Genomic DNA, 19,745 nt, shown 5'->3' on the forward strand with positions numbered 1-19,745 from the left:
GGTCAGCCCGTCGGAAAGGGCGGGATCGGCCGACGACCTCAAGGCCCTGATCGCCCTGGCGCCGGCGGTCCCGGACACCGCCCGCCGGAACCTGCTGATCGACCACGCGTGTGCGGCGCCGAAGCTGTCCCGGGGACTCGTGGCCGAGGCGCACCGCATCCGCGGGGACCGAGAGGGCCACGAGCCGCGGCCACGTGGCCCGCCGGAGGGTCCCTAGCCGAGCCAGACGATGTTCAGGACGGTGAGGTGGCACAGGGGCCGGTTCACCCAGTAGGTGAGGGACAGGCGGCCCACGGAGGCGTAGCGGACGTCGTGGCCCTCGGGGTCGTCGGCGTTCCACTGGCGGAAGCCCCACGGGTCGGCCGCGGCGGCGTCCAGGACGTCCCACACCGTGTCCTCGACCTGATCGGGCAGGGTGTCGAGCACCTTGGCGGCCGTGGAGGAGAGGCGGACCGCGTACGGGGCGCCGGTCACGGGCGCCGTCGCCGCACTTCCGCCATGTCGATGGAGTCGCTGTCGTCGTAGCCCGAGGTGATGAAGGCGTCGACCGCCGAGGCGTGGGCCAGACGGCCCTGCCACTCCTGGACGACCTCGTACAGCCCGGCGAGGGAGAACGTCCGGCGGGACTCCTCCAGCGCCGCCGTCCACTCCCGCTCGAAGGCCGGCGCCCACCGCTCGGCACGGTCGCTGGAACGCAGCCGGGCGAGGAGCTCGGCGGGCGCGCCGGGCGCGGGCGCGTGAAGGGTGAAGGGGGTGTGGTCGGGCTCCGCGCTCATCGGCACCTCCAGGGGGGACGTCGTCCTGTCACTGTACGTGCGCGGTGGCGCGGCGGGGACGGGAGGCGTGGGGAATCCCTTCGTTCGGGGGTGGTCGGTGCGGCGGAGGCGGAGGGTGAGGATCTGCTGGGCGTGGCCCACGGGGCCCTCGGTGTCGCGGAGGACGGCCTTGGTGACGCCTGGGCCGGTGGGGCCGGGGAAGACCGCCTTCCGGCGTGCCGCCGAGGATGCCGGGCAGGGCGCGGAGTGTCACAGGTGTCGCCTGTCGTCGACGGCGTCCACGAGCCGGGCCCCCGGGGATCGCTCCGTACTCCCGTCGCGGGGATCCGGTGCGCCGCCTCGACGCACCGGCCCGCCCCGGGCCGGGAGCGCACGCTCCGGCAGCGGCCGGCGGTCACCCGGCGTGCGGTTCCGTCATCGCCGAGCGAGGAAGCGACCGCCCCGGACGCGGTACGGAGGCCCCCGCACGCCCGGCTCGCGACGGCAGGCTGTGCCGCGCTGCCGGCCCCGCGCATGGTGTCCCACGGGGTGGGCAGGGGCCCGACGAGAGCGAGTCGGTGGCGGCAGGGCCGGGGCCGTCGGCTCGACGGTGCCCACCGGCCGGGAGGCGATCATGGGGTTTCCGCTGCCCGACACCGTCGAGGAGCTCAAGATCCTCATCGGCGAGGAGGTGGCCGGTCTGCGGTCGGCCGTCCGCCGGACCACCGACCGGCCTGCCGCTCCGGCGCCCGGCGAGGAGGTCACCGCGTCCGTGCAGACGCTCTCGCAGACCCCCAGCCTGCCCACGCGGGACGGTTCGGCGGGCGGCTGCCTCTGCGGCACCCACGACCCCGGCGCCACCGGGACGTGCTCCGTCCTGGACGCGATCCCGGCGTCCGCCGTCCTCCTCGAAGCGATCCACGACGAGACCGGGGCGGTCCGCGACTTCCGTATCGTCGCCGGCAACAGGATCCGGTCCGCCGAGTGGCTGGAGGCGCCGCATCAGCAGGTCGGGCAACGGTTCCTGGAGGCCCGGCCGGGGGCGGCGACGAGCGGGCTGCTCGCGAGCCTCGCGGAGGTCGTCGCGGGCGGCGGTCCGCTGGAGGGCCGCGTCGTCGACTACACCGAGCTGCGGCTGGGGCGGCTGCACCGCGCCCCGCTCCTCTACTCGGCCGCGCGCTGCGGCGAGCAGGTCCTGGCGACCTGGCGGCCGGTGCAGAGCCAGACCGAGCTCCTGACGATCGACGCCCAGTACCTCGCCTCCCTCGGGTGGGGCAACTGGGACCTGTTGTCCGGGAAGGTGACCTGGTCGGAGGGACTGACCCGGATCTTCCACGCCGACATCCGGATGCCCTGGTCGCTGGAACAGCTCTGCGACGCCCTGCTCCCGGACGACCTCACCGCGTTCTCGGAGTTCCTCACCTCGGTCCTCGCCGGCGAGGAACCCGCCTGGACGCGCATCCGCTTCCTCATCCTCGGGGAGGTCCGCACGCTCGACCTCCTCGGGAGGCCGGTCGCCGGGACCGACGGCCGGCCCTGGGCGGTGAACCTCGTGGCCCGCGACCTCACGCCGCAGATCCGCAGCCGTCGCAGGCTCGCCGAGACGGAGCGGGAGTCCGACCGGCTGCGGCGCCAGGCACGGGCCGAGCGGCGGGTGGCGGACGCGTTGCGCGAGGCCCTGCTGCCGACCCACTCCGAGGCCCTGGCGGCGGTCGGGCTGACCGTGGCGGCCTCGTACGGGCCGGCCGAACCGGACGCGGCCGTCGGAGGCGACTGGTACAAGTGCCGGCTGCTGCCCGACGGGCGGGTCCTGATCGCCATCGGCGACGCCTCGGGCCACGGCCTGGACGCCGTGGCCCGCATGTCGCAGCAGCGTCACGCCCTGGCCGGCCTCGCCCAGACCGGCGCCTCGGCCGGCGAGATCACGACCTGGCTCAACGAGCTGGTCTGCAGCGACCCCACCGAGCAGACCGCCACGGTCGTGACCGGCCACATCGACGACGCCCGCGATCTGCGCTGGGCCGACGCCGGTCACCCGGCCCCGATCCTCCTCCGCGACGGGCGGGCGCGGCCCCTGCACACCAGCGAACGCGGCCCCCTGCTCGGTGCGCTGCCCGGGTACGCGTACCAGACCACCACGACGCGTCTGCACCCCGGTGACCTGCTGCTGCTCTACACGGACGGCATGGTGGAGCGACGGGGCGAGGACGTCACCAAGGGCATCGAACGCCTCGCCGACCTCGTCGCCGGCATCCCCGACCCGTCGCCCCAGGTCCTGATCGACACGATCCTGGCCGACCCCGAGCAGCAGTCCGGCCACGACGACGACGCCTGCATGCTGGCCATCCGCATCGACTGACGACGCACGGGGCGTTCCGTCCGTCCTGGACCGGGCCGGCCGGCACCCTCGCGCGGGCCGGTCGTACCGCCGCGTCGACGGGGCCGCCGTCCCGCTCACGTTCGGCCGGGGGCAGGCGGCTCGGCCCGGGGGAACGGGCTCGCGTCGAGGTGGGCCGCGATCCGCGCGATGGTCCGGGGGTTGTCCTCGAACAGGTGCGCCTGCATGCCCGTCGCCCGCGCCGCCTCGACGTGGACGGCGACGTCGTCGACGAACAGGCAGTCCTCCGGCCGCACGCCCAGGGCGGCGCACACGGCGTCGAAGGCGCGCGGGTCGGGCTTCTCGATGCCGATCTCGTGCGAGTAGACGATCCGTTCCACCAGCTCGTCGAAGCGGTACAGGCCCGTCTCCCGCTCCCGGGCGCCGACGAAGCTGTTGCTCAGGATGCCCAGCCGGCAGCGTCCGCGCAGCCCTCGGAGGAAGGCGATGAGCTCGTCGTTCGGCGTCCCCAGGTACTCCGTCCAGAGGTCGGCCATGAAGGCGTCGGTCTGCGGCGCGTCGAGCCCCAGCCGGGCCGCCGCCTGTTCGTGCACGTCCCGCTCGCCGATGCTTCCGACGCTCCCGGCCCGCCATACGTCGTGCATCCGTGCGTTGACGGTGCCGCGCGGCAACTCCAGCCGTTCCTCCCAGCGTTGCACCCAGCCCGTGTCGGGCGTGAACTCCAGCACGCCGCCGATGTCGAGGATGACGCAGGCCTCGGTCATGTGAATCTCCTTTCGCCGGCGGAAGGTCGAACCGCCCGCGCGGCCGGGAACCGGGGAAAGCCGGCGGCCGCACCCACTAACGTACCCGCGAGTAGGAAGTGGGCGGCGGCGGTGCCGCGCGGTGCGGAGGGAGCGGGCCATGGACCGGCGGTGGAGCCTGGAGGAGAGCGTCGTGATCGACGTGCCGCCCGCGGTCGTCTACGGGTTGGTGTCGGACCTCCGGAACATGGGGCGGTGGAGTCCGGAGTGCCGGGCCGTGTGGGTGCCGCGGCCCCCGGCCCGTACCGGTTCCCGGTTCGTCGGCTTCAACCGGCGCGGGCCGTTCCTCTGGCCGACCGTGGGGCGCGTGACCCGGGCCCGCCCGGACAGCGAGTTCGTCTTCGACGTCAGCGCCTTCGGGCTGCCGATCGCGCGCTGGGGCTACCGGTTCGAGCCGGAGGGCTCGGGCACGCGGGTCACCGAGTTCTGGCAGGACCTGCGGACGGAAGGGCTCCGCGCCCGGGCCGCCGAACTCCTCGGAACGGTCTTCGCGGGGACCACTCCCGCCCGCCGGGTGGCGCTCAACCGGGCGGGCATGCGCACCACCCTCGCCCGCATCGCGCGGACGGCGACCGCCGGAGCCTGAGGGCCGCTCCTCCGGCGGCCCGAGGCCGCGGCCGCCCTCGCCGAACGCGCCTCGGTGTCCCTCGCGGTGGCCGGCCGGCGCGCGGCGGTCCTGCGGGGCGCGGGCCTGGTCGACACGGTCCGCGCGGGGACGGCGGTGCCGCACGCGCTCACGCCTCTCGGGCGCGCTGCCGGAAGGGGCCCGAAGGGGCCCTTCCCGGCGCCGGCGCGTGCGGCGTGATCCGGTGGCCGCGCGGTCGGGTCACGCCGGGCGGGTGTCAGGAGCCGGCGGTCGGGAGGCTCAGGAACAGGTCGAAGTAGGTGCCGGCCGAGAGGAGCAGGCCGAGGCCGCCGAGGACCGCGCCCGCGACGGCGATCGCGCGCACCCGGAGGGGACGCCGGGGCAGCGCCAGCACGAGGACGGCGACGAGCACGGCGAGGAGGGCGAAGACGCCGTTGACCAGGGCGGTGCTGTGCCAGGCGTCGCCGTAGATCTCGCTGATCTGCTGGGCGGGGGTGCCGGTGCCGGAGGTCTTGATCTGGCCGACGAGCGTCTCGCGCTCGGCGACGACCCTGCCGGTCCAGGTGCCGGTGAGGGCGACGACGGAGAGGGCGGCGGAGACGACGGCAGCGGCGGCGGCACCGACACCGGTGCCCTCCGGGCCGGCGGCCACGACCGCCGCCTCGTCCCGGGCGGATTCGTCGTCGCCCTCGGCGTCGCGGTCGGCACCGCGCTCGGCGGTCAGGTCCGCGCCATCGGTGACGGCGGCGCCCCCGGTGCTCTCGCTGTCCGGGCGTACCGCCGCCTCTTCGGTCTTCTCGGTCGTCTTCGTATCCATGCGGCGCACGCTAGGCCCCCCACATGAGAGCCGCCTTAACCGACCGCCCGGTGACCCTCCCGCGTCCCGGGTCGCGGGAGGGTTCAGTGGGGGAGGTATCCGGTGGCCATGAGCAGGAGGGCCGCGCCGACGTCGGTCAGGGCCGCCGCCAGGAAGTAGCCGACGGGTGCCCGGGTCGGAGCGTCGGGCGGTGCGGCGGGGGTCAGCCCTTTGGGTGCCGGTCGTCCGGGCCGCGGGGCGCGGTGGACGGGGCGGTGGTGATCGGTTGCGTGTGGAACAGAATTCCAGAACGCGTCGTGTGGCGCCAACTTTCCCTTAGACGGAGGCCGTTGACAGGAGAACCGGATGTAACAGAAGCTGTTGCGACAGGGAGGGGTGATGGCGGCGAACAGTCGATTGACCATCGCGGCGCACGCGTTGGCCTGGCTGGCGCTGGCGCGGCGCCGCGGCCAGGAGGTGCTCACGTCCGAGCAGGTGGCGGCCAGCGTCAACACCAACCCCGTGGTCATCCGGCGCAGCCTCGGCGACCTGCGACGCGCCGGCCTCGTGGAGGTGCGCCGCGGCGCCGGTGCCGGCTGGAGCCTGAGCCGCGAGCCCGAGCGGATCACCCTGCTCGAGGTGTACGACGCCGTCGACGCGCGGCCGCCGTTCGGCCTCCACCGCACCGAGCCCAACCTGGAGTGCCCCATCGGCCGGGGCATCCGCCCCGCCTTGAGCGGGGTCTACGGCCGGGTCGAGCACGCCCTGCGGCAGGAGCTGGCGGCCACGTCGATCGCCGACGTCCTGCGCGAGTCGCTGGCGAACCGACAGGAGCCCGCCGGCCGGTAGGCCGGTCGACCGGCGCGGACGGTCGGCCGGTGCGGGCGGCCGGTGCGGGCGGCCGGTCAGGCCGTCACCCGGCCGGCGCGTCGTGCCGCTCGTCGTCACACATTCCGTTCCAGCGATCGAACCAGGAGCACCAGTGGTGGAGGCCTTGCGCTGTCCCGTCGTCGAACTGCGGCAGTACACGCTGCGTCCGGGAGGCCGGGACGTGCTGATCGACCTGTTCGACCGGGAGTTCGTCGAGTCCCAGGAGGCGGTGGGCGCGACCGTCCTGGGGCAGTTCCGCGACCTGGACGACCCCGACCGGTTCGTCTGGCTCCGCGGTTTCGAGGACATGGACCGTCGTGCCGAGGCCCTGGAGGGCTTCTACGGCGGGCCGGTCTGGGCGGCCCACCGTGACGAGGCGAACGCGACGATGATCGACTCCGACGACGTGCTGCTGTTGCGGCCGGCCTCTGCGGGCGGCGGCTTCCCGGCCCCGGTCGGTGCCCGGCCCGCCCCCGGGGAGCCGGCTCCCCCGCCGCGATCGCTCCTCCTCGCCACGATCTGGTACGGGCACGGCCCGTTCGACGCCGCTTTCGTCGACTTCTTCCAGCAGCGCGTGCGGCCCGTCCTGAGCGAGACCGGCGGCGAGCCGCTGGCGTACCTCCGGTCGGAACACGCTCCGAACACCTTCCCCGCCCTGCCGGTACGGCTGGACGAGGAGGTGTTCGTCTGGTTCGCGCGCTTCGCCGACGCGGGCGGGCTCGACCGGCACCTGAGGCGGCTCGAACAGGCGGAACGCTGGCGCGAGGAGGTGCTGCCGAGCCTCTCGGACCGTTGGGCCAGGGCGCCGCGACGGCTGCGGCTCGTCCCGACCGACAGGTCCTCGCTGCGGTGAGCGCGCTCCCCGCCGTCAGCTCACGGACGCGCTCCAGCCATCCCCGGCGGCGACGTACAGGGCCCCTCGGTGCAGATCGAGACCGCGGGCCGCGGTCGGCGCCCCCACCTGGACGAGCGGTCCCGCCCCCTCGAACGCGGCGGCGCGGAGGCGGAAGGCTTCCGGGTCCGCGCAGCTGACCGTACGGAGTCTCCAGCGTCCCGGCGCGGTGTCGTCGGGGCGGGGCGGCAGGGCGAGTTGGAGTCGGGCGGCGGCCGGTCGTTCCGTCCCGTGGTCGGTGTGCGCGGCCGTCCAGGAGGCCATGACGAGCGCCGCCCGGGAGGGCGCTCCGCGCACGGGTGAGCCGTCCGCGGGGGACGGCGGCGTCCGGTCGGCGGCCCCCGGCGTCTCGATGAGGTCCGTTCGGCCCGTCTCCGCCTCGAGGACGCGGGCAAAACCGCGGGCGAGCCGCGGGCCGCCCCGGTCGGCCCACCCTCGGATCACCTCGCGGAAGGCCGCCTCCCGGCGGCGTGCGAAGACCTGCGACCCGGCGGCGAGGACCGCCGTGCCCGCCCCCGAGAACGCCCGGCACAGCGCCAGGACGGGGACGTGATCCGCGCGTGCGGCGTACCGCACCGACCGGAGTTCCAGCATGGCGCGGTGCAGGAGCGTGGCGGCGGCGTGCGCATCGGGTCCCAGGGCTCCGCCCGGCGCGCGACGCGGCCGCCGCGGCCCGTCGGCGCGGGGAGGGGTGACCGCGTCCGCGCGGCGGCCGACAGGTGCCACGAGCGGTCGTCCGGGTGGTACAGGCCTCGGGCGGCGCGGAGGCGGCCGCCGCCCAGGACGATCCCGATCCCCGGTGGTCCCACGTCCAGGATCACCCCGCCGTCGCCGGGGGAAGCGAAGTCGGCGTCCGTGACGCCGTCCAGCCACACGTCCAACAGGGCGGGTGGCACGGGCTCTTCGACGGCGAACCTGCGGTCGGCGACCACTTCGAGGAAGGCGGTCAGCCGGCTGCCGGCACGTTCCACGCTCAGGTGGCGCACGGTCGCCGTCGCCAGGTCGTAGTCGGCGGCGAGCTCCTCCGCCTTCTCGCGCGTGAGCCGGCCCTGCGGGGCCATGACGTGCCCTCGGTAGTCCCGGCCCGGTGCGTACGGCTCGTCCGGTGCCGGCAGGAACGCCGCCGCGTCGTACCCGGCGACGGCGGCCTGCTCGGTCATCCACGCGCGCCGCCGCTCGCCGAGTCCGGCCATCCACTCCAGTACGGCCGCCGCCCGGCGCTCGCGTTCCCCGGCCCTCGCCGCGCTCACGGCCCAGAACAGCGGGAACAGGTTGTTGTCCCATACGTCCGCGGCCTCGCGGATCGCTTCCCGGTCGAAGAGGCGGACGTCCGCGGCGGCCTCCGCCATCCGTTCCACCGACCGGTCCAGCAGCGCCACGAGGACGGTCACGGCCGAGGCGGGGTGCGTGGTCGGGCGGGGCGCGCCGGACGGAGGAGGAGCAGGCGTGGTCATGCCGCGATGCTCGCAGACGACGGCGAGCGGACGGCTCCCCGATGCGGACGGCTCCCCGATGCCGGCGTCAGCGGGCGGGCGGAGTGCCCGCGGCCGCCCGGCGGGGACGCGCACCCGGGGCCGGTACCGGGCCGGGGCTGGGCCGGGGCACCGGTCGGCCGGGCGGGAAGGGGTTCGTCGGGGGCGCGGGGTGTGGCTTCGACGGATCCGGCGGGCCCCCGGGTCCTGTCGGGTCGTCAGGCTTCGGCGGGGTCGGACGGGTCGGGGGCCCGGTCCTCCGGATGTCGGTCCGCATGGTCGCACCACCTCATGGGGTGAGCTTCTCCAGCCGTCCGCGGGCCGCCTTCAGGGAGCGGCCGCGGGGCAGCTCCCGCTTCCAGGGGTCGTCGTCCTCCAGGCGTTCATGGATGTCGGCGAGTGTCCAGCGCCTCGGGGTGAGGTCGGGGGCGTCGAGTTCGGCCCAGCTCAGCGGGGTGGCGACCGGGGCGCCGGGGCGGGCGCGGACGGCGTAGGGGGTGACGGCGGTCTGGCCGTAGCCGTTGCGCTGGATGTCGAGGTAGAGCCGGCCCTCGCGGGCCTGTTTGCGTGCCGCGGTGGTGAGCTCGTCGGGATGCCGGGCGGCCAGCAGTTCGGCCACGTCGCCGGCGAACGCCCGTACCTCGTCGAAGGCGGTACGGCGGTCCAGCGGCACCACGACGTGCAGACCGCGCGAGCCGGTGGTCATCAGGGCCGCCGGCAGCCCGAGTTCGTCGAGCAGCTCGCGCAGCCGGGCGGCGGTCCGCCTGACCGGTGCGAAGTCCTCGCCGGGAGGGTCGAGGTCGAAGACCAGGCGGTCGGGGTGGTCGGGCCGGTCCGCCTTGGACAGCCAGCGGTGCGGGGTGATGCAGGCCTGGCCGACGAGGTAGAGGAGGGAGGCCAGGTCGTCGCAGACCGCGTAGGTGACGGTGCCGCCTTCCTTGGGCAGTTCCGCGCGGTGGATCCAGTCCGGGAAGTGGTCGGGGGTGTCCTTCTGCATGAAGCGGCCGCCGCCGATGCCGTCGGGGTACCGCTCCAGCATCAGCGGGCGTCCGCGCAGGTGCGGCAGGATGCGCGGGCCGACCCGGCGGTAGTGGTCGGCGAGGTCGGCCTTGGTGATGCCGTCGTCGGGGAAGAGCTCCTTCCCCGCTCGTTTGATCTCGACGGTCCGGCCGCTCACGCGGATGTCGGTGCTGGTCATGGCGTCCTTCCTGCGCGGATGACGTCGGTGGGGGCTTGTCGTCGCGCGGGCCCTGCGGCGGAGGCGGCGCCGGTCGGCGCCATTCCTCCTCTCCCGTTCCCGCGACTACCCGCGAGCCCGGTGAAGACACGCGCGGTGTGACGGCGCCGCCGTGGGGCAGGCGCCCGGAGGGAGGCGTACGGGACGACGTACTCCGGCGTACGAAGGCGAGGTGCGCGGGCGATGACCGCCGACACGATGACCTCCAGGCTGCTGTCCGGGTACGGGCGGACGTACGCGCGGCAGGCGGGCATCACGCTGCGCGACGAGCCCTCCCCGCTGTACCGGCTCCTGGTGCTCACGGTGCTCTGCTCGATCCGGATCGGCGCCGACACGGCCGTCGCGGCGGCGCGGGAGCTGTCCGGGGCCGGGTTCCGGACGCCCCGGGCGATGGCGCGCTCCCGCCGGCAGGACCGCGTGGACGCCCTGGGCCGGGCCCACTACGTGCGGTACGACGAGAGCACCGCCACGGCCCTCGGCGACGGGGCGCGCCTCGTGCTCGAACGGTGGCACGGCGACCTCCGCCGGCTGCGGGACGAGGCCGACGGCGACCCGGACGCCCTGCGTGGGCTGCTCCAGGAGGTTCCGCGGATCGGTCCGGTCGGCGCGGACATCTTCTGCCGGGAGGTCCAGGCGGTCTGGCCGTGGCTGCGCCCGTACTTCGACGACCGCGCGTGCCGGGTGGCGCGGGACCTCGGCCTTCCGCACACACCTGGCGGGCTCGGGCGCCACGTGCCTCCGGAGGACCACGCGAGGCTCGCCGCGGCGCTCGTCCGCGTCGGCCTCTCGAGGGACGCGGCACGGGAGCTGCGAGCCGCCTGACCGCGCGCCGGCCGGATCCTCCACCGGCCGCGTGCGGGACGGCATCCGGGCGGCCGGCCGGACCTCTCGGCCCCGTTAACGAATATGATTTTCATTCTGTTAAGGTCTGGACCCTCACCACCGCACCCTTGAGGATCCGCATGTCTCGCCCCTCCGAAAACGCGCGCCGCACCCGCCGCGGCGCGACCGCCCTCGTCGCCGCCACCACGGCCTCGGCCCTCCTGAGCGGCTGCTTCGCAGACGGCGGGGGCCAGGCCGGCGGAGGGGCCGGGGACGGCGACGAACGCATACGGGTGGCGATGATGCAGCCGCCGCGATCGGGGCTCTCCCCCCTCTCCGACGACGCCTTCAAGCTGTCGCGCTGGTCCACCGCGGAGACCCTGGTCCGGCTGGACGCCGCCGGGGACGCCCTTCCCTCCCTCGCCACGGCCTGGCGTCAGCGGGACAGGACCTGGACGTTCACCCTCCGCGAGGGCGTCACCTTCCACGACGGCAGCCCGCTCACATCCGCGGACGTCGTCCGTTCCCTCTCCGCCGCCGCGGGTGCCTCCCCCAAGCCGCGGATCCTCGACGGCGTCGACCTCACCGTCCGGGCGGCCGGCCCCCGTTCGGTGACCGTGACCACCTCCCGGCCCGACCCCCTCGTGCCGCAGCGGCTCAGCTCTCCCCAGCTGTCGATCCTGTCCGCCAAGGCGTACCGGGGCAGGAGCGTGGACCCGGTCGGCGCCGGCACCGGACCGTTCGTCCTCGTACGGGCCGACGGCACCTCGTCGGCGACCCTCGACCGGTACGACCGCTACTGGGGCGGCCGGGCGAAGGCCTCGGGCATCGACGTCCGCTACGTGCCCGACGGGACCGCCCGGGCCGCCGCGCTGCGCAGCGGCGAGGCGGACGTCGTGGAGGCGGTGCCCGTCTCCCAGGCCGGCCTGCTGGACCCGGCCCTCGTCACCGAGGTGCCGATGCCCCGGACCAACACCCTGTACCTGAACACCGAGCGCGGCGCCTTCCGCGACCCGGCGCTGCGGGCCGCCGCCCGTGAGGCCGTCGACGCGCGGAGCCTCGTCGCGGGGGTGTACGAGGGGCGCGCGGACCGGGCCGACGGACTGCTGGGACCGGCGCTGCCCTGGGCGGCGAAGCTGCGCACCCCGGCGCGGCGCACCGCGGCGGGCGACCCGAAGGGCGCCGCGATCACCATCGGCACGTTCTCGGACCGGGCCGAGCTGCCCGAGGTCGCGCAGCTGCTGCAGCAGCAGCTGCGCGGGGCGGGGTTCGAGGTCGAGCTGGACGTGCGGGAGTACGCGCACATCGAAGCCGACGCCCTGGCCGGGAAGTTCGACGCCTTCGTCCTGTCACGGGCCACCGTGCTCGACTCCGGCGACCCGGCGGCGTACCTGTACAGCGACTTCGCGGGCGACGGCTCCTTCAACATCTCCCAGCTCTCCGATCCCGCCGTCGACTCCGCGCTCTCCGCCGCCGCGGCGACGGAGACGGGCGAGGCCCGCCGCAAGGCCGTCGTCACGGCCGAGGCCGCGGTGCTCGCCACCGACGCGGCCGTGCCGCTCCTGCACGAGCGGGTGATCCAGGGCGACGCCGAGAACGTGGTGGGCGCCGCGCACGATCCCCGCGAGCGTGAGCTGATCACCCTCGACACGTACGTACGGTGAGGGCGCCCGGCCGACGCGCGGGACGGGACCGCCGCACCGGCGGGAGCGCGCCTCCGAGGCGCCGCGTCCTCGGCCCTCGCACGTCTTCGAGGCAACGTTCCTTCGGCTCGCGCGCTCCTTCGAGGCACCGCTTCCTCGGCCTGCACGGGCCTTCGGGGAAACGCGTCCTCGCTCTGCGTACGCCTTCCGCCGCGGCCGTTCGGGCGGGCACCGCCCGGCTCGTCGCCCTGGCCGCCGTCATGACCGCGGTCGGGTTGCTGCCGTGGCTCTCCGGCAGGGATCCGGCGCTCACGCTGCTGCGCGCCCGGTCCGCCGAGCAGGCGCCGACGCCCGAGGCGCTCGCCGCGATCCGGGCCGACCTCGGCCTGGACGCGGGTCCCGCGGGGCTTCTCGGCGGCTGGCTCGCCGGGCTGCTCCACGGCGACCTGGGGGTCTCCTGGGTGTCGGGCACCGACGTGTCGGCGACGGTCGTCTCCGGGCTCGGGGTCTCGCTGACCCTCATGGCGTCCGCCCTGGCGGTCGCCCTCCTCGTGGGGGCGCTGCTCGCCGCCCCGGCGCTCCTGCGGGGGCGGGCCACGGGCGGGACGCCGGCCGCGGTGCTCGCGGCGGTGCCCGAGTTCCTGCTCGCACTGGTCCTCCTGCTCACGGTCGGCGTGTGGCTGGGATGGCTGCCCACGTCCGGCTGGACGGGGCCGTCGCACCTGGCGCTGCCGGCCGTGGCCCTCGGCGTGCCGGCCGGTGCGCTCCTGGGCCGGCTGGTCGCGGACGCGCTGCCCGTCGTGTTCGAGGAGCGGTGGGTGGAGGCGTGGCGCGGGGCGGGCATCGGCCGGTGGCGGATCACCGGGGCGGCGGTGCGCCGCGCGATGCCCGCGCTCGCCGCCCAGTTCGGGATGGTGGCCGTCGGTCTGACCGGCGGAGCGGTGGCGGTGGAGACGGTGTTCGCCGTGCCCGGGATCGGACGTACGGCGCTGGGCGCGGCGACCTCGCAGGACCTGCCGCTGCTCCAGGGGTGCGTCCTCGCGCTGCTGGGTCTGGGGCTGCTCGCCGGGGCCTCGGCGGCGCTCGTCCGGCGCCGGTTGCTGGGACCCGCTCTGCGGGAGGCCGGGCTCGCGCTTCCCGCGCCGCGTCCGCGCCGGATCCCGCTCGCCGTGCCGGTGGCACTGGCGGTGGTCCTGGCGGGGGCGGTCTGGTGGGGGCTGCTGCGCGATCCGTACGCGGTGGACGTGGCGGCCCGGCTCGCGGGGCCGTCCCGCGCGCATCCGCTCGGCGCGGACGCGCTCGGCCGGGACGTGCTCGCGCGCCTGGGGCACGGTGCGGCGGCGACGGTGGGCACGGCCGCCGCCGTGACGGCGGCCGGCTGGCTGATCGCGCTCGTGCTCGGTTTCGTCCCGGGGGTGGCGGCCGGGTTCTCCGACGTCGCCAACGCGCTGCCGCCGGTCCTCACCGGGATGCTGGTCGCGGCGGTCACCGGTCCGGGAAGCGGGACGGCCGCGCTGGCCGTGACGCTGGTGTCCTGGCCGCCGCTCGCCGCGCACGCCGCCGCCCTGGTGCAGGAGATACGGGCCTCCCGGTTCCTGTCGGCCCAGCGGGCGATCGGCGCCGGCCCCCTGTGGGTGTGGACGCGGCACGTGCTGCCGTCGGTGGCCGGCCCGGTCGCCCGGCACGCCGTACTGCGCCTGCCCGGCATCGCGCTCGCCCTGGCGTCGCTGGGCTTCCTGGGGCTCGGCGCCCGGCCCCCGTCGCCCGAGTGGGGGCTGCTGCTCGACGAGTCGGCCGACTACGTCGAGCGCGCACCGGTCCCCGCCCTCGCCCCTGCCGTGGCCCTCGCGCTGCTCGCCGCGCTCGCGGTCTGCCTGTCGTCCCTCGGCACGACCCGCCGCACCGGCCCGCGCTCCCCCGGTTCCGTGCTCGCTTCGATGAAAGTCCGCCCCCGTGTCCTTCCCCCCGCACCTTCCCCCGTCTCTCCCTCCGTCCGGTGCTCACGCTCCGTTGCTCCAGGTGGACGGTCTGCGGATCGGCTTCCCCGACGGTGAGGCCGTCCGCGGAGTCTCCTTCGACCTGACCGCCGGTGAGGTGTTCGCCCTCGTCGGCGAGTCGGGGGCGGGCAAGTCCCTCACCGCGCGGGCGCTGCTGGGGATGGTCCCGCGCGTGGCCACCGTACGGGGGAAGGTGCTGCTGGACGGCGGTCCGGTCACCCCCGCCCATCTCGGCCGCCGCGTCGCCCTGATCCCCCAGGACGCGATGTCCGCCCTCTCGCCGGTGCACCGCGTCGAGGACCAACTCGCCTTCGCCGTGCGGTCGGTGTCGCGTGCGGGGCGGCGCGAGGCGCTGTCGGCGGCGCGCGGCGCGCTCGCCGCGGTGGGCCTCGGACCGGATGCGGCCGGCGCGTATCCGCACGCCCTGTCGGGCGGGATGCGGCAGCGTGCCGTGATCGCGCTGGCCCTGGTGAACGGACCGGCGCTGGTCGTGGCCGACGAGCCGACCACCGCGCTCGATCCCGAACGCCGGGAACAGGTGCTGACGCTGCTCCGCGAACGCTGTGCGGCCACGGGGGCCACCCTGCTGCTCGTCAGCCACGACCTGACGGCGGTACGGCGGGACGCCGACCGCGTGGCCGTGATGTACGCCGGGCGGATCACCGAACTCGGCGAGGCGGAGCCCGTACTGGAACGGCCGGTCGCCCCGTACACCCGAGGGCTGCTCGCCTCCCTCCCGCGGACCGGGCTCCCCCGCCGGACGCGCCTCCCCGTCCTCGCCGGCGCCCCGCCCGCGCCGGGAGCGGTCGGCGGGGGGTGCGGCTTCGCACCCCGCTGCCCGGGTGCGGACGACCTCTGCCGACGCGAGGAGCCGGTGCTCCGCGCGGTGGACGGCCGCGCCGTCGCCTGCCACCACCCGTCCGGGGAGGCGGCGTGACTCCCCTCCTGGACGTGCGTGACCTCGTCGTGCGGTACGGAACGCGGCAGGTCGTCGACCGGGTGTCCTTCACGGTCGGTGCCGGGGAAGCGGTCGGTCTGGTCGGCCCCTCGGGCTGCGGCAAGTCGACGACCGCGCTGGCGGTGCTGCGGCTGCTCCAGCCGGCGGCCGGCACGGTGCGCTTCGCCGGGGTCGACCTCACCCACCTGCCGGAGCGCGAGCTGCGCCGTCTGCGGCCCCGGTTCCAGCCGGTCTTCCAGGATCCCCACGGGGCGCTGAGCCCGCGCCGCAGGATCCGCGACCAGATCGCGGAACCCCTGCGCGTGCACGGCCGCTGGTCCCGGGCGGACGGACCGGCCCGCGTGGACGAACTGATGGAACGCGTCGGGCTCTCCCCCGCCCACGGGCTCCGGCTCCCGCACGAACTGTCCGGAGGGCAGTGCCAGCGCGTCGTCATCGCCCGCGCCCTGGCCACGCGTCCCGAACTCCTCGTCCTCGACGAGCCGACCTCCGCGCTCGACCCCTCGCTGCGCGCGGAGATCCTGAACCTCCTGATGGACCTGCGGGCCTCCCTGCGCGTCGGCTTCCTGCTCATCTCCCACGACCACGCGGCGGTCCGGCACGTCAGCGACCGCGTCCTGACCATGCGCGACGGCAGGCTCATCCCATGACTCCACTCGGCCGCCTTCTGATCGGCAGTCAGTTCGCCTTCAACGTGGGGTTCTTCGCCGTCCTGCCGTACCTCGCCGAGCACCTGGCCGGAACGCTCGGCCTGAGCGGAGCCGTGGTCGGCCTCGTCCTCGGGCTGCGGACCTTCAGCCAGCAAGGCCTCTTCGTCGTCGGAGGCATGCTCACCGACCGGTACGGGCCGCGCCCCGTGGTCCTCGTCGGCTGCGCCCTGCGGGTCGCCGGATTCTGCTGGCTGGCGGAGGCGACGGGCGTCGGCACCGTCATCGGGGCCGTCTCCCTCGTCGGCTTCGCCGCCGCGCTGTTCTCCCCGGCGGTCGAGTCCGAGATCACCCGCGAGGCGCTGCGTATCGAGCACGCGGGAGGCCCCCGCCGCACCCGGACCCTCGCCCGGTTCTCGGTCGGCGGCCAGGCCGGCGCCCTCATCGGCCCGGCCGTCGGCTCCCTCCTCCTCGCCTGGGGCGGTGACAGCGCCTTCCGCTCGGCGTGCTTCACCGGAGCGGCCGTCTTCCTCCTCGTCCTCGTGGCCCACACCGTGCTGCCGCCCCCGGGGAAGGGAGGCGGGACGGGGACTCCGTCCGGCGACGAGGGCGGGCCGGCGGCGGCGCGGCTCGTCCTCGGCAACCGGCGCTTCCTGCGGCTCGTCGCCGCGTACGCGGTCTATCTGCTGGCGTACAACCAGCTCTACCTGGCGCTGCCGGCCGAACTCGAACGGACCACCGGCTCGCAGGCCGTGCTGGGCTGGCTGTTCGCGCTCTCCGCCGCGCTGGTCGTGTGCGGCTCCGGCCCGGTCGAGAGGCTGGCCGCCGCGCGCCTGGACCATCGCGGCGCGGCACGGACCGGCCTCCTCGTCATCGCCGGAGCCTTCCTCGCGGCAGCACTCCTGCGCCCGCTGGGAGGCGTGTGGGCCGCCCTCGCCTTCACGGTGCTGCTCACCCTCGGGCAACTGCTGATCCTGCCCGCCACCCGGGCCATGCTCCCCGACCTCGTGGACCACCGGCACCTCGGACTCTTCACGGGAGCCCTCTCCTCCCTGTCCGGCCTGGCCGTACTCGCCGCCGGCGCCCCCGCCGGCGCGCTCCTCGACCTCGGCGGTCCCCTCCCGTGGCTGCTCCTGGGCGCGCTCCCCCTCCTCGCCCTCGGCTCCGTCCCGGCCACGGGGCCGAAGGGCGGAGCCGGGGGGTGACGGGGCGGCGGAACACCTTGGGACCCGAGCCGGTGCCGATGCCGCGGGCGGGTGCGCGAGCAGGGCGACGGCGGTCCGCACCGCGGCTGCCGGGGCCCGTCGTTCCGGTGCGTCAGCGCAGGCGGCGGGCCCGCAGCACGACGTCGTGGGTGTGGTGGGCGCCGGCGCCGCCTTCGGGCAGCACGCGGGGCCGCTCCTCGTCCACGTCGACCCGCCAGTCGTCGCCGAGGAGGGCGGCGACCATGGAGGGCCAGACGTAGTCGGCGGGGTCGAAGGCACCGTCCTGGCCGGAGTGGTGCTCGTCCACGCCCGCGTGGTGGACGAACAGCAGGACGCCGCCGGGCGCGACGGCGTCGAGGAGGGCACGCTCGGCCGTCGAACCCGGGGTACGGAGCAGGGCCGGGTACTGCGCGGAGACCAGGTCGAAGGAGGCGGGCTGAAGCGCCGCCTCGGTCAGACCGGCGTGCACCCAGCGCACGCCGACGCCGGCCTCCCGCGCGTGGGCGGCGGCCCGGGTCAGCGCCACGCCCGACACCTCCACCGCGGTGACGTCCCAGCCGGAGCGGGCGAGCCAGATGGCGTCGGCGCCCTCTCCGCAGCCGACGTCGAGCACGCGCCCGGGCGCGAGGTCGGCGACCCCCGCGACGAGCGCCCCGTTGGGCTGTCCGCTCCAGAGCTGCGGGCGCTCGGAATAGCGTTCGTCCCACTCGTCGCGCACGGCGCGGTCGCCGATGTAACCGTCGGCGAAGGACGGGCTGTCGGAGGGGAGGACTTCTGCTGCGGTGTCGTCGGCCATGGCGCCAGCGTCGCCCGGCCCGTCCTCGCGGGGCCAGTCCCGTTGCCGAAACGGCAACAGGACGGGCTCCTCGGACGAGCCGGGCGGTCAGTCCGCCGCGAGGACGTCCACACCGAGCGTCCGGAGTCGGCCGACCGTCGCGTCCCGGGGGTCCGCGTCGGTGATCAGCCCGGTGATCGACTCCCAGGGCAGGACGCGGTACGGCGAGGCCGTACCGATCTTCTCGGAGGAGGCGAGGACGTACGTGTCCGCGGCCCGTGCGGACAGTGCGCGTTTCATCGCCGCCTCGTCGGCGTCCCCGGTGGTCAGTCCCGCCTCGGGGTGCACCCCGGTGACGCCGAGCAGGCAGAGTTCGGCGGAGACGTTCCGCGCCGCCTCGACGGCGGCGGCGCCGCAGGCGACCGCCGAGTGTTTGAAGACGCGGCCGCCGATCAGGAAGAGCTCCGCGCGCGGATGGCCGATCAGCGCGGTCGCGATCGTCGGGCTGTGCGTGATCACGGTGCAGGCGAGGTCCCGCGGGAGGGCCCGCGCCACGGCGAGGGCGGTCGTCCCGCCGTCGAGGATCACCGACCCTCCCGGCCGTACGAGCCGCGCGGCCACCGAGGCGACCTTCCGCTTGCCGTCGGAGGCCAGCGCCTGGCGGGCGTCGTAGTCCACCACGGCGGGGGACACCGGAAGCGCGCCCCCGTAGACCCGCTGGCACAGCCCCTCGGCGGCGAGGTCCCGCAGGTCGCGCCGCACGGTGTCCTCCGAGATGCGCAGGTCGGCGGCGACGTCCTTGGCCACGACCTTCCCGGTGCGGGCGAGCAGTTCGAGCAGGTGCGCGCGCCGTTCGGCAGCCAGCATGCACGTTCCTTCCTGTTCTTGCACGATGATGCATGTATCTTAACGGCCATGAACGACGAGCCGAAGCTCCTCCCGATCGCCGGGCCGCCGCTGCCCGGCACCGACCCGGCCGGTGCCTCCCCGCACCGCCGCTCTCTGCCGGTCCCCCGCGAGGGCGCCGGGATGCCGCGCCTCGCCGCGCCGGGGCGGGCATGACCGGCCGACCGGGGGTCGACACCCCCGATCACCGCGGGCGCACCGGTCTCCACCTGGCCGGGCGCGAGCTCGACCGCAACCCCGACGTACGGATACGCGACGTCGAGCTCACCTCCCAGGGCTGGCACGTCCTGCGCCGCACGACCTTCGACTACCGGCGCCGCGACGGCCGGTGGGAGACCCAGCAGCGCGAGACGTACGACCGCGGCAACGGCGCCGTCGTCCTGCCCTACGACGCCGAGCGCGGCCGCGTCCTGCTGACCCGCCAGTTCCGCTATCCGGCCTACGTCAACGACCACCCCGACGGCATGCTCGTCGAGGCGGCGGCGGGACTCCTCGACGCGGACGACCCGCTCACCGCGATCCGCCGTGAGAGCGCGGAGGAACTCGGTGTCGACCTCGGCACGCTCGTCCCCGTGCTCGACGCCTACATGAGCCCGGGGTCCGTCACCGAGCGCCTCCATTTCTTCGCCGCCCCCTACACCCCCGCCGACCGAACCGGCGCCGGCGGAGGGCTGGAGGAAGACGGCGAGGACATCGAGGTCCTCGAACTGCCCTTCACCGAGGCCCTCGCCATGGCCCACGACGGGCGCATCGCCGACGGCAAGACCATCCTGCTCCTGCAATGGGCGGCCCTGTACGGCCCCTTCGCCGCGCGGGGACCCGCGACCTCCACGGCCGGGTGACCGTCCTCCGCGGACGGCCGCCCGCCCGTCGCACGCCTCCGCCCGGCACACCACGTCGTCGTGGACGACGGCCCCAAGGGCGGAGCGAGTGCCGACGAGGCCGCGCCGGAAGGCACGGGCGGCCCGGCTAGGGTCTGTTGTGAAAGTGCTGGTCACAGCCACTCGTTGATGGCTGCGACCAGCACGGTCGCTTCGTAGCGG

Annotated in this window: 21 protein-coding genes; 12 read left to right on the forward strand and 9 right to left on the reverse strand. The window is 75.5% G+C overall.

Annotated elements, in window-relative coordinates:
• Positions 1–213: 213 nt before the first annotated feature.
• Complete coding sequence (locus IE245_RS30970; protein WP_189953623.1) at positions 214–474, reverse strand: hypothetical protein; 261 nt, start codon at positions 472–474, stop codon at positions 214–216.
• Complete coding sequence (locus tag IE245_RS30975; protein WP_189953625.1) at positions 471–776, reverse strand: DUF6247 family protein; 306 nt, start codon at positions 774–776, stop codon at positions 471–473. Before IE245_RS30975 ends, IE245_RS30970 begins: the two co-directional genes overlap by 4 nt.
• Positions 777–1,389: 613 nt before the next feature.
• On the opposite strand from IE245_RS30975, the gene IE245_RS30980 reads away from it, so the two are divergent.
• Positions 1,390–3,114: a PP2C family protein-serine/threonine phosphatase gene (locus IE245_RS30980; RefSeq protein WP_189953627.1), complete on the forward strand. Its 1,725-nt coding sequence runs from the start codon at positions 1,390–1,392 to the stop codon at positions 3,112–3,114.
• Positions 3,115–3,209: 95 nt separating this feature from the next.
• On the opposite strand, the gene IE245_RS30985 is transcribed toward IE245_RS30980, so the two are convergent.
• A complete protein-coding gene (locus tag IE245_RS30985; RefSeq protein WP_189953629.1) occupies positions 3,210–3,857 on the reverse strand; it encodes an HAD family hydrolase in 648 nt (215 codons plus the stop codon).
• A 139-nt stretch (positions 3,858–3,996) separates the two neighbouring features.
• On the opposite strand from IE245_RS30985, the gene IE245_RS30990 reads away from it, so the two are divergent.
• The gene (locus IE245_RS30990) at positions 3,997–4,482 is read left to right on the forward strand and encodes an SRPBCC family protein (RefSeq protein WP_189953631.1); all 486 of its coding nucleotides are present in this window, start codon (positions 3,997–3,999) and stop codon (positions 4,480–4,482) included.
• 256 nt (positions 4,483–4,738) lie between these two features.
• Here the strand turns inward: IE245_RS30990 and IE245_RS30995 are convergent, their stop codons facing one another.
• The gene (locus tag IE245_RS30995) at positions 4,739–5,308 is read right to left on the reverse strand and encodes a hypothetical protein (protein WP_189953633.1); all 570 of its coding nucleotides are present in this window, start codon (positions 5,306–5,308) and stop codon (positions 4,739–4,741) included.
• A 369-nt stretch (positions 5,309–5,677) separates the two neighbouring features.
• Here IE245_RS30995 and IE245_RS31000 point away from each other — a divergent pair, with 369 nt between their 5' ends.
• Both IE245_RS31000 and IE245_RS31005 read left to right on the forward strand, forming a co-directional pair.
• Complete coding sequence (locus IE245_RS31000) at positions 5,678–6,127, forward strand: Rrf2 family transcriptional regulator (RefSeq protein ID WP_189953634.1); 450 nt, start codon at positions 5,678–5,680, stop codon at positions 6,125–6,127.
• A gap of 133 nt (positions 6,128–6,260) precedes the next feature.
• Complete coding sequence (locus IE245_RS31005) at positions 6,261–7,001, forward strand: NIPSNAP family protein (RefSeq protein WP_229851729.1); 741 nt, start codon at positions 6,261–6,263, stop codon at positions 6,999–7,001.
• A 15-nt stretch (positions 7,002–7,016) separates the two neighbouring features.
• Here the strand turns inward: IE245_RS31005 and IE245_RS31010 are convergent, their stop codons facing one another.
• The 3 genes from IE245_RS31010 to ligD form a co-directional block, all read right to left on the reverse strand.
• Positions 7,017–7,337, reverse strand: a complete 321-nt coding sequence (locus IE245_RS31010; protein WP_189953636.1) for a hypothetical protein — start codon at positions 7,335–7,337, stop codon at positions 7,017–7,019.
• Between the two features lie 143 nt (positions 7,338–7,480).
• Positions 7,481–8,494: a hypothetical protein gene (locus IE245_RS31015; protein WP_189953638.1), complete on the reverse strand. Its 1,014-nt coding sequence runs from the start codon at positions 8,492–8,494 to the stop codon at positions 7,481–7,483.
• Positions 8,495–8,801: 307 nt separating this feature from the next.
• Positions 8,802–9,710 (reverse strand): non-homologous end-joining DNA ligase, encoded by a 909-nt coding sequence (gene ligD, locus IE245_RS31020; protein WP_189953640.1) that lies wholly within the window; start codon positions 9,708–9,710, stop codon positions 8,802–8,804.
• A 222-nt stretch (positions 9,711–9,932) separates the two neighbouring features.
• Between ligD and IE245_RS31025 the strand changes: the two genes are divergently transcribed.
• The 6 genes from IE245_RS31025 to IE245_RS31050 all read left to right on the forward strand — a co-directional run bounded on the left by IE245_RS31025 (position 9,933) and on the right by IE245_RS31050 (position 17,021).
• On the forward strand, positions 9,933–10,571 hold the full coding sequence (locus IE245_RS31025) for an endonuclease (protein ID WP_189953642.1): 639 nt from the start codon (positions 9,933–9,935) through the stop codon (positions 10,569–10,571).
• A 140-nt stretch (positions 10,572–10,711) separates the two neighbouring features.
• Complete coding sequence (locus IE245_RS31030; RefSeq protein ID WP_189953644.1) at positions 10,712–12,235, forward strand: ABC transporter substrate-binding protein; 1,524 nt, start codon at positions 10,712–10,714, stop codon at positions 12,233–12,235.
• Positions 12,236–12,474: 239 nt separating this feature from the next.
• Positions 12,475–14,268: an ABC transporter permease subunit gene (locus IE245_RS31035; RefSeq protein WP_189953646.1), complete on the forward strand. Its 1,794-nt coding sequence runs from the start codon at positions 12,475–12,477 to the stop codon at positions 14,266–14,268.
• Entirely contained in the window at positions 14,234–15,148 is a 915-nt protein-coding gene (locus IE245_RS31040; RefSeq protein ID WP_229851731.1) for an ABC transporter ATP-binding protein, read from the forward strand. The genes IE245_RS31035 and IE245_RS31040 overlap by 35 nt, the downstream gene beginning before the upstream one ends.
• Entirely contained in the window at positions 15,145–15,819 is a 675-nt protein-coding gene (locus IE245_RS31045) for an ABC transporter ATP-binding protein (protein WP_189953650.1), read from the forward strand. Before IE245_RS31040 ends, IE245_RS31045 begins: the two co-directional genes overlap by 4 nt.
• Positions 15,816–17,021: an MFS transporter gene (locus IE245_RS31050; protein WP_189953652.1), complete on the forward strand. Its 1,206-nt coding sequence runs from the start codon at positions 15,816–15,818 to the stop codon at positions 17,019–17,021. Before IE245_RS31045 ends, IE245_RS31050 begins: the two co-directional genes overlap by 4 nt.
• A 112-nt stretch (positions 17,022–17,133) precedes the next feature.
• Here the strand turns inward: IE245_RS31050 and IE245_RS31055 are convergent, their stop codons facing one another.
• Positions 17,134–17,817 carry a class I SAM-dependent methyltransferase gene (locus IE245_RS31055; RefSeq protein WP_189953655.1) on the reverse strand — a complete coding sequence of 228 codons (684 nt, stop codon included), beginning with the start codon at positions 17,815–17,817 and terminating at the stop codon, positions 17,134–17,136.
• Between the two features lie 87 nt (positions 17,818–17,904).
• Complete coding sequence (locus IE245_RS31060) at positions 17,905–18,663, reverse strand: DeoR/GlpR family DNA-binding transcription regulator (protein ID WP_189953657.1); 759 nt, start codon at positions 18,661–18,663, stop codon at positions 17,905–17,907.
• Positions 18,664–18,711: 48 nt separating this feature from the next.
• On the opposite strand from IE245_RS31060, the gene IE245_RS31065 reads away from it, so the two are divergent.
• Together IE245_RS31065 and IE245_RS31070 are read left to right on the forward strand one after the other, a co-directional pair.
• Positions 18,712–18,858 carry a hypothetical protein gene (locus IE245_RS31065; RefSeq protein ID WP_189953659.1) on the forward strand — a complete coding sequence of 49 codons (147 nt, stop codon included), beginning with the start codon at positions 18,712–18,714 and terminating at the stop codon, positions 18,856–18,858.
• On the forward strand, positions 18,855–19,544 hold the full coding sequence (locus tag IE245_RS31070) for an NUDIX domain-containing protein (RefSeq protein WP_189953661.1): 690 nt from the start codon (positions 18,855–18,857) through the stop codon (positions 19,542–19,544). Before IE245_RS31065 ends, IE245_RS31070 begins: the two co-directional genes overlap by 4 nt.
• The last annotated feature ends 201 nt before the right edge of the window (positions 19,545–19,745 follow it).

Source organism: Streptomyces roseolus, assembly GCF_014649855.1.
GTDB lineage: Bacteria > Actinomycetota > Actinomycetes > Streptomycetales > Streptomycetaceae > Streptomyces > Streptomyces roseolus.